The following is a 14,833-nucleotide window of genomic DNA, read 5'->3' as shown; positions in this document are numbered from 1 at the left end:
CAATGCTTCATGGCAGCGACGAATCCAGCCGGTCGCGCAAATGGCGAAGCGTGCGGATCATATACTTTTCCACCATGTTTTTGCTCAGCCCCAGTCGCTCGGCGATTTCAAGCTGCGTCAGGCCTTCAAGCTTCTGCCAGATGAACACCTTGCGACAGTTGAGCGGCAACTCGGCCAGCGCACGCTCGATGGAATCCGCCAGCTGAATGGCATGCATGAAGGCTTCAGGGTCGTCTGCCTGGGTGACCGCATGGTCGTGGGATTCTCGCTCCAGTTCCGAACGCCGGTCCTCTCGACGCCAGGTGTCGACGGCGATATTGCGCGCAGTCTGGTGCAGATAGGCACGTGGTTGCTCGACGCTCGCTGCCCCCGATTCCAGAACCCGCACGAAGGCGTCATGGGTCAGGTCTTCTGCCTGATGACGGTTTTTCAGACGACGGGTCCACGTGCCCACGAGCTCTTCGTAATGATCAAGAAAGCCTTTGCCACGGGGCAGCTTGAGAGTCATGGGTCGGCGACAGTGGAGGGGCGGAGGGCGCGAATAATAATGGTTCTTATTAAAGCGTGCAATCCGCTCCAGAGCCCGCCGATCAAGTCGGCGAGATGGTCGCCAGTACACCGATCATCAAAGTCAACGCCAGAAAACCAACCAGAAAAATTGCGAGCTTGGCCATGGGGCCTCCTACACGAAGTTTGCGGTACAGAAGAATTCGAGCCAGGTGCAGCGTTCCGGTCAGGCTTGAAGAGATGGCCGGCATTGAGCTCATTGTCGGCCGCGCATCTGTTTCAGTACAGATTCAGCTAACGGTAAAAAATACGGATCAGATGAGCGCTGGGCAGCTGCCGGCGTGTCTGAATCGGCGTGGAGGCGCGCTTGCACATGACCATTGCGCCCTCGCGGGCCGCGGCGACGCAGCGGCTTGACGGCCACCCGCGGCCCAGAGCATTGGCGCCCGGATCTGCGGCTTGGCATGAAGGAGATACTTCATAAAAAAGCTGAAACAGTTGGAATTTCCGTCAGCGGCGACGCTCGAACAGAAGACCATGGCCTTTTGCCGTTACGCCGGCCGCAGTGGGTACAACGTTCCAGCACATCATTCACTTCTCTGACGCATTCGGTCAGTGCACGAGGACCAGGTTATGCAAAACAGCGAAATCACCCCGACATTGCTTCACGCCATGTTGAAGAATCAAAGCGCCCTCACCGACGCCCTGCAGGGCATTGCCAACTGGATCGAAGACCAGAATGGTTCGGTTGTAGCCTTCTCGGTCAGAGAGTCACTGCGTTCGATCGAAGAGAACCGCAAAGTCATCGGCACCTGCATCAGCCAGCTGATGAACCCGAACTGACACTTTCACCTCGTATAGCCCCTTTTCGGCAGGACCCGATCGACTCGTCCCCCATGAAAAAGCCCGGTCAACGGCGCGCCGATGCAAGGGCGGCCGGTGACCGGGCTTGGGTCCTCAAGGCAATGTCAGTGAAGATCGAAGCGGTCCAGATTCATCACTTTCGTCCACACCGCAACGAAGTCTTTGACGAATTTGTCTTGCGCGTCTGCGCTGGCGTAAACCTCGGCGATGGCGCGCAGTTGAGCGTGAGAGCCAAACACCAGATCCACCCGGGTGCCGGTCCACTTGACCTCGCCGGTCTTGCGGTCCCTTGCCTCGAACGTGTCTTGGGTGTCTGACGTCGCTTTCCACTCAACGGCCATGTCCAGCAGGTTCTTGAAGAAGTCGTTGGTCAAGGCCCCGGTACGGTCGGTCAGCACCCCATGCCTGCTCTGCCCGACGTTGATGTCGAGCACCCGCAACCCACCCAGCAGCACGGTCATTTCGGGGGCGGTCAGCGTCAGCAACTGCGCCTTGTCGACAAGCAGCTTTTCAGCCGACACCGTGTATTGCCCTTTCAGGTAGTTGCGGAAGCCGTCGGCAATGGGTTCAAGAAAACCGAACGACTCCACGTCGGTCTGCTCCTGCGAAGCGTCCATGCGCCCGGGCGTGAACGGCACCGTGACAGCGTGGCCGGCATTCTGGGCAGCCTGCTCGACCCCCGCACTCCCTGCCAGCACGATCAGGTCCGCCAGAGAGACTTTCTTGCCGTTCGACGCACTGTTGAACTCACGCTGAATGCCCTCGAGCACGCCCAACACTCTAGCAAGTTGCTCGGGCTGGTTGGCCGGCCAGTCTTTCTGCGGCGCCAGGCGCAGCCGCCCGCCATTGGCACCACCGCGCTTGTCGGAACCGCGGAAGGTCGAAGCGGCCGCCCACGCCGTGGACACCAGTTGTGAGACGGAAAGCCCGGCGGCGAGGATTTTGCTTTTCAGCGCGGCGACATCGTTGTCGTCCACCACGGCATGATCACGCTCAGGAATCGGGTCCTGCCAGAGCAATTCTTCAGCTGGCATTTCCGGGCCGAGGTAGCGCGCCAGCGGTCCCATATCGCGGTGCGTCAGCTTGAACCAGGCACGAGCGAAGGCATCGGTGAGCTGCTCCGGATTGTCGCGAAAGCGACGGGCAATCTGCTCGTACTTCGGATCGAAACGCAGTGCCAGGTCGGAGGTCAGCATGCGTGGTTCCTGCCGCTTGGCAGGATCGTGGGCATGAGGAATCTGCCCGGCACCGGCGCCGTCCTTCGGCTTCCACTGATGCGCCCCGGCCGGGCTTTTGGTCAGCTCCCAGTCGAAGGCGAACAGGTTTTCCAGGTACTCGTTGCTCCACTGAGTAGGGGTTGAAGTCCAGGTCACTTCCAGACCGCTGGTGATGGTGTCGGCGCCCTTGCCGCTGCCAAACGAATTGCGCCAGCCAAGCCCCTGCTCTTCGAGCCCGGCCGCTTCCGGCTCCGGACCGACGTTATCGGCGGGCCCTGCGCCGTGGGTCTTGCCGAAGGCGTGGCCACCGGCGATCAACGCGACGGTCTCCTCGTCATTCATCGCCATGCGGCCAAAGGTCTCGCGGATGTCTTTGGCGGATTCCGCCGGATCAGGCACGCCTTCCGGGCCTTCGGGGTTCACGTAGATCAGCCCCATCTGCACGGCGGCGAGCGGGTTTTCCAGGTTTCGCGGTCCGGACAGGGTGCGACTTTCTTCCTCGCCATGCTTTTGCGGCTCGGCAACCAGATCGCCATGTCCGGGCTGTTCCATATCCTTGTGCGCGCCGTAGCGGTCCTCGCCGCCCAGCCAGGTGGTTTCCGCGCCCCAGTAAACGTCTTCGTCCGGTTCCCACACATCAGGGCGTCCGCCGGAATATCCGAACGTCTTGAAGCCCATGGATTCCAGCGCGACGTTACCCGTGAGGACGATCAGATCGGCCCAGGAGATCTTGCGCCCGTACTTCTGCTTGACCGGCCAGATCAGCCGCCGCGCCTTGTCCAGGCTCACGTTGTCGGGCCAGCTGTTGAGGGGCGCAAAGCGCTGCTGCCCTGCCCCCGCGCCGCCGCGCCCGTCGCCTGTGCGGTAGGTGCCTGCACTGTGCCAGGCCATGCGCACGAACAGCGGGCCATAGTGCCCGAAGTCCGCCGGCCACCAGTCCTGGGAACGGGTCATGACCTCGCGCAGGTCCTGTTTCACTGCCTCGAAGTCCAGACTCTTGAACTCTTTGGCGTAGTCAAACGCCTCGTCCATGGGGTCGGACAAGGACGAATGCTGATGAAGAATTTTAAGGTTCAGTTGGTTCGGCCACCAGTCACGGTTCGTGGTGCCACCGCCGGCCGCGTGATTGAAAGGGCATTTCGATTCTGTTGCCATGATGGGTCTACCTTTGGTCGTGTTCACCTGGCGCCCGCCGCTGCGCAGCCAGGACGACCATGGGTGAACTCAGTAGCAGAGAGTGCGGGCCAGCCGGCACATCGTCCGGGCAGGCCGGTCATGAAGCACAGCGGATCGACGAAATGATCGCCGAAACCCGGTTTCACGACCCAGGCAGCAAGCTTGAGCTCATTCTTATCTCCTTATCAGGTTCGAACCGGTCGGACTTCGGCCGACGCAGCATCAAGACTAGCCGCCTTCGGCCAGACTTCTAATAGCCAGAGCATTGATCGGTGATAGAGGGAGTCTTTCAGCGAAGGCGAGTCAGAGCCGAACCCGCTGCCAGGCGCGTCATGACCGGTTTTCGGTCACTCTGCTAATCTGCACGGCCGACCTTCATGCAGGCTGCGCCAATGATCAAGATCCGCACCATGACCATGGACGACTACGACGATGTCATCGACCTCATGCGCCAGACGCCGGGCATCTCCCTGCGCGATGCGGATTCACGCGAGGCAACGATGCGATATCTGCAGCGAAATCCCGGCATGAGCTTCGTCGCCGAGGCCGAATCGGGCCTCTGCGGCTGCGTCATGTGCGGGCACGACGGGCGACGCGGGTATTTGCAGCACCTGTTGGTGCTCCCGCAGTTTCGCCGTCAGGGCATCGGCGATGCACTGGTCAAGCGTTGCCTGGCCAGCCTGGAAGAACAGGGCGTGCATAAATGCCACCTCGATGTGCTGAAGACCAATGAGTCCGCCGCTCGCCACTGGCATAACCGGGGCTGGCAACTGAGGCGCGACATCGACCGGTATTCGTTCACCCGTCCAGGCAACGAAAACGCCTGAACGGCGTATGGCCGGGCCTGGGTGCCCGTCCCCTACTGCGCAGCCGCCGCGGGCTGGCGTCTGCCATACACCAGCAGGCCGCTGATGAAAATCAGGCCGATGCCGAACACCGAACTGGCGACCGGGTAATTGCCGAACAGCAGGATGCCGTAGATCGTCGCAAAGATGATCTGCAGGTAACCCAGCGGCGCCAGCACCGACGAGGACGCAAACCGGTAGGATTGCGCCATCAGGAAATGCGCGCACAGGCCGAGCCCGCCCAGCACCAGCAACAGTCCCACTTGCAGCCAGTCGGGATGCGCCCAGTAAAACGGCACGATGACGCTCAGGATCAGCGTGCTGAACACACCCACGTAAAAGCTGCACACCGAAGGGCTGTCGGTCTCACTGGCCAGTTGGGTGAGCAGTTGGTACAACGCGAAAAACAGCGCCGTGGCCAGCGGAAACAGCATCCACAGCGTGAACGAATCGCTGGCCGGATTGATGATCACCAGCACGCCGATGAACCCGAGCACCACCGACAGCCATTGAAAACGGTCAGCCTTGATGCCAAAGAAAAACGGCGACAGGATCGTGACGAAGGCCGGCGCGAGAAACACCAGCGCGGTGGACTCGGCGATCGGGACGTGGGTCAGGCCAAACAGAAAAGTCAGGCTGTCGGCCAGCAGACAGACCGCCCGCAGCAAATGCAGCCATGGCCGTCGGGTGTGGAACACCTTTTCACCCTTGCTGCGCAAAATCACCGTGGTCACCAGCGCCGAATGCACCAGGTAGCGCGCCCAGGCCACGAAGATCACCGGGAGCGAGAATATCAGCGTCTTGGAAATGGCGTCATGACTGGCAAACACCAGCGCCACGCCGGCCATTAACCACATGCCGATGACGTGACGGTGGGAACGGTGATCGGAAGTCATTTCAGCGCCTGATGGTCGAAGGAGTGCCGAATACACACTGAAGGGTCTGGCACGTCAAGGGCCCGCTGGCGCAAATGCAGCAGGCTTGAACGCAAATGCAGCCTGTCTCCCGCCTGGCAGGCCCGACGAGCGCTGATCAGCTGCGCTCCGGGTCGCCTTCGGCCTGCTCAACGTTGCGCTGACTTCTGCGCCCCAGGCCGATGCCGGTCAACACCACGAGCACGGCGGCGATCCCGCTGGCCGCCCAGTGCAGCCACGCAGCATCCGGCAGGTAAGGCTGCAGCGAAGGGTCACTGACCGCCATACCGCCAGCGATCCAGCCGATCAGCCCGCCGCCGGCGATCACCAGCCAGCTGAAGCGTGCCATCACCGCCAGCACGAAACGGCTGCCGATGACGATGATCGGGATACTGACGACGACCCCCGCCGCCACCAGATACACGTTGCCGTTACCGGCTGCGGCCACGGCCAGTACGTTGTCCAGCGACATCACGACGTCGGCGACGATCACGGTCCTGATCGCCGTCCACAGCCGCGTGCCGCCGTCGATCTGTTCTTCGCCCTCCTCCTGATTGGCCGCCAGCTTGATGCCGATCCATAACAGCAGCGCGGCGCCGATCAGCTTCAGAAAGGGCAACGCCAGCAGGTGAACGGCGAAGAACAGCATGACGATGCGCAGCAGGATCGCCCCCAGCATGCCTCCGTAAATGGCTTTGGTCTGCAACTCGCGAGGCAGGCGACGGCACGCCATTGCGATGACCACTGCGTTGTCGCCGCCCAGCAGCAGATCGATGAGGACGATCTGTGCCAGGGCGGTCCAGATGAATGGATCTTGAAGCCAGGCCATGGGCGAAAAACCTTGTCGAACGCGTAAAGGAAGGGTGCCCGCTCAATAGCATGAGCCGGTCAAATGAGACCACCGGCGAGCGCCCTTGCCTTTGCGCTGGCGCTTTATCGCGGGCAATAAAAAACCCGCATGAGCGGGTTCTTTTATATCAACACCATTCCAACGTCCTGTCAGTAGCCTTCCGGGCAAATGGGCGATCATCCGTGACCGGCGAAGCACATCCAGCGCCTCGGTCGATGGATCCAATACTGAGCTTCTCGAGGCTGCGCGTACAGGGCGAGTTGGCTCCCTGTCGTGTAAGCCTTTTGCCATAGCGAATGGCGGCAATCGCCCGCGTCATGCGCAAGCTGCAAGGTGAAGGCATAATAGGCGCCATCTGAACGCAAGCCTGCCGACCTGTTGCACGCACCACGCAAGGGTCACACGCACAGGCGCGAAACACAGCGCAACGGGAAGCGATATGACACACCGCCTTGAGACACATGACGCCCTGTTCCTCGGGACCCGGGCCGACGCCCTCCTCCGCCCTGCCACTCTGCCGTGGGTGAACGCATGATTGAAGTCACCGAAGCCTCCATCGCCCAACTGCGTGCCGCGCTCGAGTCGGGTCAGACCACGTCGGTCGAACTGGTCCAGGCCTACCTCGCTCGCATCGACGCCTACGATGGCCCGGCAACCGCCACCGCCCTCAATGCGGTCGTGGTGCGCAACCCTGAAGCGCTCAACGAAGCCCGGGCCAGCGACTCGCGCCGGGCCAGCGGCCAGACCCTCGGCCCGCTCGACGGCATTCCCTATACCGCCAAGGACAGTTACCTGGTCAAAGGGCTGACGGCGGCCTCCGGCAGCCCGGCGTTCGCGAAACTCGTCGCCTGCCGTGACGCCTTCACCATCGAACGTCTGCGTGCAGGCGGCGCGATCTGTCTGGGCAAGACCAACATGCCGCCGATGGCCAACGGCGGCATGCAGCGCGGCGTGTATGGTCGCGCAGAAAGTCCCTACAACGCTGACTACCTGACCGCACCGTTCGCCTCCGGCTCCTCGAACGGCGCGGGCACGGCGACCGCCGCCAGCTTCTGCGCATTTGGCCTGGCCGAAGAAACCTGGTCCAGCGGACGCGGGCCAGCGTCGAACAATGGCCTGTGCGCCTACACGCCGTCGCGCGGAGTGATTTCGGTACGTGGTAACTGGCCGCTGACACCGACCATGGACGTCGTCGTGCCTTACGCCAGAACCATGGCCGACCTGCTCGAAGTGCTGGATGTCGTGGTCGCCGAAGACCCGGACAAACGCGGCGACCTGTGGCGCCTGCAGCCCTGGGTGCCGATTCCGTCGGTTGCCTCCGTGCGACCTCAGTCCTACGCAGCGCTGGCCACCGGGAGCGAAGCGCTCGCCGGTAAACGCTTCGGCATCCCGCGCATGTACATCAATGGCGATCCCGAGGCGGGTACCTCAGACGCGCCCGGCATCGGCGGCCCGACCGGGCAGCGCATCAACACCCGAGCGTCGGTGATCGATCTGTGGGAGCAGGCGCGCAAGGCGCTGGTGGCCCATGGCGCCGAGGTGATCGATGTGGATTTCCCGCTGGTGTCCAATTGCGAGGGCGATCGTCCCGGCGCGCCGACCGTGTTCAATCGCGGTCTGGTGTCGAAAGCGTTTCTGCACCATGAACTGTGGGACCTGACCGCCTGGGCTTTCGACGATTTCCTGCAGGCCAATGGCGACCCGAACCTGAACCGGCTGGTGGATGTGGACGGTCCGAAGATCTTCCCTCACGACCCCGGCACGCTGCCCAACCGCGAGGGCGATCTGGCAGCCGGCATGGACGAATACGTCAGGATGGCCGAGCGCGGGATCACGCCGTGGGACGAGATCGACACGCTGCCCGATGGGTTGCGCGGGCTTGAGAAAACCCGGCGCATCGATCTGGAAGAATGGATGGAGCGATTGGGCCTGGACGCCGTGCTGTTTCCCACCGTCGCCGACGTCGGCCCGGCCAACGCCGATGTCGACCCTGCGTCGGCGGATATCGCCTGGAGCAACGGCGTCTGGGTCGCCAACGGCAATCTGGCGATCAGGCACTTGGGCGTGCCGACGGTCACGGTGCCGATGGGCGTGATGGCCGACATCGGCATGCCGGTCGGGCTCACCTTTGCCGGTCGCGCCTACGACGACTCGGCGCTGCTGCGTTTCGCCTCGGCATTCGAGGCGGTGGGCAGCAAGCGAATGATCCCGCCACGCACGCCGCCGCTGTCGAACGCCAGCCAGTGACCTGATCAGGATCGGGGCGGCGCACGCCCCGACGCCTTCAATCTCCCCTTTCCAAGACGTCGGACGACGGCACGAAAAACAACGTGCCGGCGATCGCCAGGCTGATGTCCGGCAGCCGGTCGCAGGGTCACATTGGCGTGCACTGAGCAACAGATGGAGACAGGTCTTGTCGTTTGATGACAATTCGTGAAACATTTGTCGCCTTCCCGAGGCCAGCGACAGACCCCGCGGTCAACCGCGTGGACGAAACGGTCTCATGATCCGATACGCTGCCGGCACGCTCAGCGTCAGGCGCGTCAAACCTCAGGAGAAGCGTTCATGAGCAAGGCCCCTTACGTCCTGCCGAAAGTGTGGAAATACGAAGCGCCTTCCGGCGGTCAGTTCGCCAGCATCAACCGCCCCACCGCAGGGCCGACCCATGAAAAGGTATTGCCGGTGGGCAAGCAGCCATTGCAGCTGTATTCACTGGCCACGCCCAACGGCGTGAAGGTCACGATCCTCCTCGAAGAACTGCTCGCCCTGGGGCACACGGACGCGGAGTACGACGCCTGGCTCATCCGTATCGGTGAGGGCGATCAGTTCGGCAGCGGCTTCGTCGACATCAACCCGAACTCGAAGATTCCGGCACTGCTGGACCGCAGTGTCGAGCCGGCGATCCGGGTGTTCGAATCCGGTTCGATCCTGCTGTACCTGGCAGAAAAATTCGGCGCGTTTCTGCCCGAAGACCCTGCCGGTCGCACCGAGACGCTGAACTGGCTGTTCTGGCAGATGGGCGCCGCGCCGTATCTGGGCGGCGGCTTCGGGCACTTTTTCGCCTACGCGCCTGAGAAGCTGGAATACCCGATCAACCGTTTCACCATGGAGGCCAAGCGGCAACTGGACGTGCTCGACCGACGCCTCGGCGAAAGCCGTTATCTTGCCGGCGAGCACTACACCATCGCCGACATTGCAGTGTGGTCCTGGTACGGCCAGCTGGTGCGCAATACGGTCTATTCGGCTGCTGAGTTCCTTGCCGCGCAGGACTACACCCACGTGCAGCGCTGGGCCGAGGAAATCGCCAACCGGCCTGCGGTGGTTCGCGGTCTGCGGGTCAACCGGACCTGGGGCGAGGAAAGCCAGCAAGTAGCGGAACGGCATTCGGCAGCCGATCTGGACTGACCCTCGCTACCGGCGGGAACCCGCGCCGGGTTCCCGCTGCGGCATTCACGCTGCTTCAAGCTCGGCAAGCAGATCAGCGGGAATCACCCGATCACTGGCGGTGAGGTTTTCGCGCAGATGCGTCACCGATGAAGTGCCAGGGATCAAGAGGATATTCGGCGCATGTTGCAGCAGCCAGGCCAGCGCCAGGCAGAGGGGTGAAGTGCCCAGGCGCTCGGCGACGCTGGACAAGGTCTGCGATTGCAATGGCGTGAAGCCTCCCATCGGGAAGAATGGCACGTAGGCGATGCCCTGCCTGCCCAGTTCAGCGATCAGTTGTTCGTCATCGCGATGGGACAGGTTGTAGTGATTCTGCACGCACACCACGTCCGCGATACCCTGAGCCTGCACGACCTGCTGCGCGGTGACATTGCTCAGTCCCAGATGACGAATGAGGCCTTGACGTTGCAGTTCGGCAAGCGCGGTGAACTGCGCTTCGATGGATCCCTCGCCGGGCGCATGCATGTTGCCCCAGGCCCTGAAATTCACCACTTCCAGCACATCGACCCCCAGATTGCGCAGGTTGTCATGCACCGCTGACACCAGCTCGGCGGGACTCTGCGCAGGATTCCAAGAGGCGTCCGCGCCACGGGATGCGCCGACTTTCGTCACGATCACCAGATCGTCCGCATAAGGATGCAAGGCCTCGCGGATCAAGCGATTGGTGACGTGCGGCCCATAAAAATCAGAGGTATCGATGTGGTTAATGCCGCTGTCGACCGCTTCGCGCAGGACAGCGATCGCCGCCTGTGGGTCTTTCGGCGGCCCGTAGACTTGCGGGCCGGCAAGCTGCATTGCCCCATAGCCCATACGATTGACCGTGCGGTCGCCTAACCGGAAAGTGCCCGCCTTGCTCGCTTCGTTCATGCGTAATGTCCTCGTTTTCGGTGTGTGCAAGCACTATAGGCATTGACCACCTTCAAGGTAATCAGGTGCAATCGGCACGGGTTGTACGGATGAGCGAACAATGGCGACAGACATTCAGGACTTGCTGGCCTTCGTTGCCGTGGTCAACGCGGGCGGTTTCAGGGAAGGTGCGCGGGCGAGCGGGAAGTCAGCCTCCAGCCTGAGCGATGCAGTGCGACGCATGGAGGCACGCATGGGCGTGCGGTTGCTCAACCGGACCACGCGCAGCGTCGCGCCGACCGAAGCGGGGGCGCGCCTGATGGAACGCATCGTGCCGGCACTGGGCGAAGTAGAGTCGGCACTGGACGTGGTCAACGATTTTCGTGACCGGCCCTCCGGAACGCTCAGACTCAATGTGCCGGTCAGCGCGGCGCGGCTGGTGTTGCCGACGCTCATCACGCCTTTCCTGCAAGCCCACCCCGACATTCGTCTGGAAGTGGTGGCCGAAGAAAGCTTCGTCGACATGCTGGCTGCTGGCTGCGATGCCGGTATCCGCTACGACGAGCGTTTGGAACAGGACATGATCGCCGTGCCCATCGGGCCACGCACTCAACGTTTCGCGACCGCAGCCTCGCCGGCCTACCTGGCTGCGCGTGGACGCCCCGAACACCCCAGAGATCTGCTCGAGCACAGTTGCCTGCGCGGTAAATTCCCCAGCGGGGCGATGCCGCTCTGGGAATACGAGCGAGACGGCGAACTCGTCCGCGTCGATCCATCAGGACCGCTGATCGTCAGGATCGGCGGGGCCGTCGATCTGGCCGTGCAGGCGGCTGTCGATGGTCTGGGCATTATCTTTCTGTTCGAGGACTGGCTGCGTCCCTACCTGGACAGCGGCGCGCTGGAGCCTGTCCTCGAACCCTGGTGGCAGCGTTTTTCCGGACCGTTCCTTTACTATCCCGGGCGACGCTACCTGCCCTCTCCGCTGCGTGCGTTCATCGACTTCATCAACGCTCAGCGCTGATCAGTCCCGAAACCCGATCAAACGGGCTCACTCGCCAGCGCTGGCCTCGACATGACAAGCCCGAACATCGCCAGCAGCGCAAGCATGATCACCAGGGATCCGAACACCTGGGCGGTGGCGATGATGTCGATTCCGCTGGCAACCGCGTAGCCGGCGGCGATTGCCGGTGCGCCCATGCCCAGATAGCAGCAGACGAACGCCACCGAGAGCACGCCGGTCAGCTGATGAGCGAGTGCCTTGGCGACGACCAGGCGTATGCCACCCTGAAAACCGGTGCCGAATCCGGCCCCGGCCAGCGCTACGCCACAGAAAAAGACCGTCACCGATTGCGCGTGCAGTGAGGCCAGCGACAACGCCATGCCGGTCAGCAGACCGGCGCTGCCGGCCCAGGACAGCTCGCGCGCGGTTCGCGTTCTGAGGGCCAGAATGGCGACCACGCCGCTGCCGGAAAACACCGCCAGCGCCACGCCTCCCATCAGCGACGCGGGCAAACCGAAAACGGTTCTGATCAGTGCCGGACCCAGCGATGCATAAAAGCCCGCCAGCGCCCATCCGGCGACGAACACCGCCGAGGCGACCAGCATGGCACCGCGTACCTGCGCAGGGACCGCAAACTGCGGGATCAATGATCGCAGCATTCCCGACCGCGCCGTGACCGTGTCCCTGATCAACAGCAGCCCCGCGAACTGAGCGATGAAGATGGCGCCCAGTACCGCGAAAACCGTGTGCGTGGGGAACGGCAGAAACTGCACCAGAACACTGCCGACCAGCGCACCCAGCGCGCTGCCGCTGACCGGTGCGATGGCGTTGGCGACTGCCCCGCGCTGTCGGTCGATATCGATCAGTCCGGCCCCGACCGCCGAGACAGCCGCGCCGGTAGACAACCCTTGCAGCACCCGTCCATCGATCAGGTCGCCCAGACCGTCGGCAGTGCCCATCAGATACATCGCGAGCATTTGCGCGAGCGTGGCGACCAGCAGCACTGGCCGCCGTCCGATGTAGTCCGACAGCCTGCCGACCACCAGCAGCGCGACCAGCACCGACAGCGAATACACGCTGAAGATGTAGGTGATCGTCACCGGGGAGAAATGCCACTCGCTCTGGTAAATCGGGTAAATCGGCGTCGGCACGCTCGAACCCGCCAGGAAAGACAGGGTGATCGAGGCCAACAGGTAGAAACGCATGCGGGGCGAAAGACGCTGTTGCGTCCGGAACACGCCAGCAGGCGCCGATTGGGCTGAGATATCGCTCATGTTTGCCTCACTTCAGCACAGATGATTGATCAGCAGGCAGGCGCCAGACGCGAAAATCGCCATGCCCACGCTCAAACGCAACACTCGCCAATGGCAGACTGGCGCACTGGCCACGAACGCCATCCTTACGCCCCGATCAGCGGCGAATAGGCGCAGGCTTTGGTGACATCCGCGCGCGGGTTGGAGATGGCGTCGTGCATTAACCCCACCACCTTGCCACCGCTGATCAGGGCCGGAACGTCATGGCTGGGCAGAAGAAATTTGCTGTCGGCCAGCGCGCGTTTGATGGCTTTTTTCTCTTCCAGCGTCGACATCGCACGGTTAGCGGTAATGGTCGGCTCGTGGGCCGCCTGATCGAGAATCGGGTCGATGATTTGGTCTTGCAGGTTGTACGCGATGTCGCCACAGATGTTGGCCATGCCTTCATCGGTTTCGACCAGAATCGACAATGAGCCGGGCGTATGACCGCCGGCCAGTCGCACGGCAACGCCCGGGATGACCTCTTCTTCGAAGGTGCCATCGACATCGAACAGGCGAATCGCGCCTCGGGTGTGCAAGCGGTCAATCAGGTGCTTGGTGTCGGCAGCGGTGTACATCAACGGGCCCATGATGCCCGACGCAGCAAACTCCAGTTCGCGGCGGGAGATGCCCACCGTCGTCGCCATCGGGAACAGATCGGTCATGCCGACATGATCGATGTGTGCGTGGGTGTGCAGGATGTGCCGGATGTCTTGCATCCGCAGGCCGTGCTGAGCGAGATGGTATTCCAGCGTCATCTGCGGCGTGACTTCGTACGGCAGCCCGAATGCCGCGTATTGCTCGACGCTGCGGGAGCCGGTGTCAACCAGAATGGGCTCCTGACCGCCGGTGATCAGAAAGCCCAGCACAGGAATAGTCACCTGCTGGCCGGGGTTGCGGAACATGACCAGACCACTGGAATCAAGCTGCATATTGCCGAGGTTGATCGGGTGGATTTTCAACGCCATGGTGATTCTCCTTACAGATGAATACCTGTTGTCAGGCAAGGCTTCGCCGTCGCCGGGCTGCGAAGCTCGAAGCTGTGGTTGAAAGGCTCATTGGGTGTGGCGCGAGCGGCACGGGCTAACCAGCCAAATGCAGGACCACCTCACGCCGTTTAGAACCGACCGGTTCAATATAGATCGAGTGAACAGCAGTCTGCAACATATACAAACGATTAGTTCAAAACTACTTTTGGTTAGGGCGTTGCTCAGAGCATCCGCACGGCCTGCATGAATTGCCCCACCGGATCGCTGTTTTCAGCCTTTGGCAGGCTGCTTTCAACGCACACCCCGGAGAAAAATGTCATCACGATGTCGGCGATGACCTGAGGTGGCAGCTTAGGGTTTTCGGCGCTGATATTCGCGGCGATTTCGGGAAGCAGGCGTCGGTGGCATTCCGCCAGGACGTGACGGATTTCGTCGGAAAGCAGGGCGAATTCGCGCAATGCATTGACCGAGAAACAGCCCACACAACCGCTCTCCTGCGGCTCGCACAGGCGCAGGAAGCGCTCGACGTTGGCCCAGCCCAGCGGCTCCTGCGCCAGGATCCCCAGCGCACCGCGGTTCTGGTAGTAGTACACCAGGGCGTTGAAGAACAGATCCTGCTTGTCCTTGAATTCCGAATAGAGCCCGGATTTGTTGACGCCGGTCGCCTGTTCGAGGTGCTGCAGCGACGTGCCGGCAAAGCCGTATTTCCAGAATACCGGCAAGGCTTTTTCGAGGACGGTTTCCCGACTGAATTTCCTGGGTCTGCCCATGACATCTCTCTCGTAGATCAGCGGCAATCAAAAAACATAGTGAACCAATCGGTTTATTATGCTACTTCTTTGCTGGCTGTTTCAGGATTATTTCCGTGAGCCCGCATTCTCGCCTTCTC

At 62.1% G+C, this 14,833-nt stretch carries 14 protein-coding genes; 5 read left to right on the top strand and 9 right to left on the bottom strand.

The window, feature by feature from the left end; translation table 11 throughout:
* Positions 1-7: 7 nt before the first annotated feature.
* Both AAGQ88_RS09330 and AAGQ88_RS09325 read right to left on the bottom strand, forming a co-directional pair.
* Positions 8-508: a sigma-70 family RNA polymerase sigma factor gene (locus AAGQ88_RS09330; protein WP_285425648.1), complete on the bottom strand. Its 501-nt coding sequence runs from the start codon at positions 506-508 to the stop codon at positions 8-10.
* Positions 509-590: 82 nt separating this feature from the next.
* Positions 591-758 carry a hypothetical protein gene (locus AAGQ88_RS09325; RefSeq protein WP_342655082.1) on the bottom strand — a complete coding sequence of 56 codons (168 nt, stop codon included), beginning with the start codon at positions 756-758 and terminating at the stop codon, positions 591-593.
* A gap of 382 nt (positions 759-1,140) precedes the next feature.
* Here AAGQ88_RS09325 and AAGQ88_RS09320 point away from each other — a divergent pair, with 382 nt between their 5' ends.
* Complete coding sequence (locus tag AAGQ88_RS09320) at positions 1,141-1,350, top strand: hypothetical protein (protein WP_285425649.1); 210 nt, start codon at positions 1,141-1,143, stop codon at positions 1,348-1,350.
* A gap of 125 nt (positions 1,351-1,475) precedes the next feature.
* On the opposite strand, the gene katG is transcribed toward AAGQ88_RS09320, so the two are convergent.
* On the bottom strand, positions 1,476-3,743 hold the full coding sequence (katG, locus tag AAGQ88_RS09315; protein WP_342655081.1) for a catalase/peroxidase HPI: 2,268 nt from the start codon (positions 3,741-3,743) through the stop codon (positions 1,476-1,478).
* A 413-nt stretch (positions 3,744-4,156) separates the two neighbouring features.
* On the opposite strand from katG, the gene AAGQ88_RS09310 reads away from it, so the two are divergent.
* Entirely contained in the window at positions 4,157-4,591 is a 435-nt protein-coding gene (locus AAGQ88_RS09310; protein WP_342655080.1) for a GNAT family N-acetyltransferase, read from the top strand.
* Between the two features lie 32 nt (positions 4,592-4,623).
* On the opposite strand, the gene AAGQ88_RS09305 is transcribed toward AAGQ88_RS09310, so the two are convergent.
* Positions 4,624-5,505: a DMT family transporter gene (locus tag AAGQ88_RS09305; RefSeq protein WP_342655079.1), complete on the bottom strand. Its 882-nt coding sequence runs from the start codon at positions 5,503-5,505 to the stop codon at positions 4,624-4,626.
* 136 nt (positions 5,506-5,641) lie between these two features.
* Positions 5,642-6,352 (bottom strand): TerC family protein, encoded by a 711-nt coding sequence (locus tag AAGQ88_RS09300; RefSeq protein WP_342655078.1) that lies wholly within the window; start codon positions 6,350-6,352, stop codon positions 5,642-5,644.
* Between the two features lie 552 nt (positions 6,353-6,904).
* Here AAGQ88_RS09300 and AAGQ88_RS09295 point away from each other — a divergent pair.
* Both AAGQ88_RS09295 and yghU read left to right on the top strand, forming a co-directional pair.
* Positions 6,905-8,620: an amidase gene (locus tag AAGQ88_RS09295; RefSeq protein WP_342655077.1), complete on the top strand. Its 1,716-nt coding sequence runs from the start codon at positions 6,905-6,907 to the stop codon at positions 8,618-8,620.
* 318 nt (positions 8,621-8,938) lie between these two features.
* On the top strand, positions 8,939-9,778 hold the full coding sequence (gene yghU / locus AAGQ88_RS09290; protein ID WP_342655076.1) for a glutathione-dependent disulfide-bond oxidoreductase: 840 nt from the start codon (positions 8,939-8,941) through the stop codon (positions 9,776-9,778).
* A gap of 45 nt (positions 9,779-9,823) precedes the next feature.
* On the opposite strand, the gene AAGQ88_RS09285 is transcribed toward yghU, so the two are convergent.
* Complete coding sequence (locus tag AAGQ88_RS09285) at positions 9,824-10,684, bottom strand: aldo/keto reductase family oxidoreductase (RefSeq protein WP_342655075.1); 861 nt, start codon at positions 10,682-10,684, stop codon at positions 9,824-9,826.
* Positions 10,685-10,784: 100 nt separating this feature from the next.
* Between AAGQ88_RS09285 and AAGQ88_RS09280 the strand changes: the two genes are divergently transcribed.
* Positions 10,785-11,684 carry a LysR family transcriptional regulator gene (locus AAGQ88_RS09280; protein ID WP_342655074.1) on the top strand — a complete coding sequence of 300 codons (900 nt, stop codon included), beginning with the start codon at positions 10,785-10,787 and terminating at the stop codon, positions 11,682-11,684.
* Between the two features lie 17 nt (positions 11,685-11,701).
* On the opposite strand, the gene AAGQ88_RS09275 is transcribed toward AAGQ88_RS09280, so the two are convergent.
* The 3 genes from AAGQ88_RS09275 to AAGQ88_RS09265 form a co-directional block, all read right to left on the bottom strand.
* The gene (locus AAGQ88_RS09275) at positions 11,702-12,937 is read right to left on the bottom strand and encodes an MFS transporter (protein ID WP_342655073.1); all 1,236 of its coding nucleotides are present in this window, start codon (positions 12,935-12,937) and stop codon (positions 11,702-11,704) included.
* A gap of 125 nt (positions 12,938-13,062) precedes the next feature.
* The gene (locus AAGQ88_RS09270; protein ID WP_285425659.1) at positions 13,063-13,923 is read right to left on the bottom strand and encodes an N-acyl homoserine lactonase family protein; all 861 of its coding nucleotides are present in this window, start codon (positions 13,921-13,923) and stop codon (positions 13,063-13,065) included.
* A gap of 242 nt (positions 13,924-14,165) precedes the next feature.
* Complete coding sequence (locus tag AAGQ88_RS09265; protein WP_342655072.1) at positions 14,166-14,714, bottom strand: TetR/AcrR family transcriptional regulator; 549 nt, start codon at positions 14,712-14,714, stop codon at positions 14,166-14,168.
* Positions 14,715-14,833 lie beyond the last annotated feature (119 nt).

The organism is Pseudomonas sp. F3-2 (assembly GCF_038804275.1).
GTDB lineage: Bacteria > Pseudomonadota > Gammaproteobacteria > Pseudomonadales > Pseudomonadaceae > Aquipseudomonas.
This window is presented reverse-complemented; position numbering and strand designations above follow the sequence as displayed.

Bases quoted from the DNA above. Each gene is read 5' to 3' on its own strand.
- AAGQ88_RS09275 (WP_342655073.1), bottom strand. From the start codon at position 12,937: ATGAGCGATATCTCAGCCCAATCGGCGCCTGCTGGCGTGTTCCGGACG.
- AAGQ88_RS09305 (WP_342655079.1), bottom strand. From the start codon at position 5,505: ATGACTTCCGATCACCGTTCCCACCGTCACGTCATCGGCATGTGGTTA.
- AAGQ88_RS09270 (WP_285425659.1), bottom strand. From the start codon at position 13,923: ATGGCGTTGAAAATCCACCCGATCAACCTCGGCAATATGCAGCTTGAT.
- AAGQ88_RS09330 (WP_285425648.1), bottom strand. From the start codon at position 508: ATGACTCTCAAGCTGCCCCGTGGCAAAGGCTTTCTTGATCATTACGAA.
- AAGQ88_RS09280 (WP_342655074.1), top strand. From the start codon at position 10,785: ATGGCGACAGACATTCAGGACTTGCTGGCCTTCGTTGCCGTGGTCAAC.
- yghU (WP_342655076.1), top strand. From the start codon at position 8,939: ATGAGCAAGGCCCCTTACGTCCTGCCGAAAGTGTGGAAATACGAAGCG.
- AAGQ88_RS09285 (WP_342655075.1), bottom strand. From the start codon at position 10,684: ATGAACGAAGCGAGCAAGGCGGGCACTTTCCGGTTAGGCGACCGCACG.
- AAGQ88_RS09320 (WP_285425649.1), top strand. From the start codon at position 1,141: ATGCAAAACAGCGAAATCACCCCGACATTGCTTCACGCCATGTTGAAG.
- AAGQ88_RS09300 (WP_342655078.1), bottom strand. From the start codon at position 6,352: ATGGCCTGGCTTCAAGATCCATTCATCTGGACCGCCCTGGCACAGATC.
- AAGQ88_RS09295 (WP_342655077.1), top strand. From the start codon at position 6,905: ATGATTGAAGTCACCGAAGCCTCCATCGCCCAACTGCGTGCCGCGCTC.
- AAGQ88_RS09325 (WP_342655082.1), bottom strand. From the start codon at position 758: ATGCCGGCCATCTCTTCAAGCCTGACCGGAACGCTGCACCTGGCTCGA.
- AAGQ88_RS09265 (WP_342655072.1), bottom strand. From the start codon at position 14,714: ATGGGCAGACCCAGGAAATTCAGTCGGGAAACCGTCCTCGAAAAAGCC.
- AAGQ88_RS09310 (WP_342655080.1), top strand. From the start codon at position 4,157: ATGATCAAGATCCGCACCATGACCATGGACGACTACGACGATGTCATC.
- katG (WP_342655081.1), bottom strand. From the start codon at position 3,743: ATGGCAACAGAATCGAAATGCCCTTTCAATCACGCGGCCGGCGGTGGC.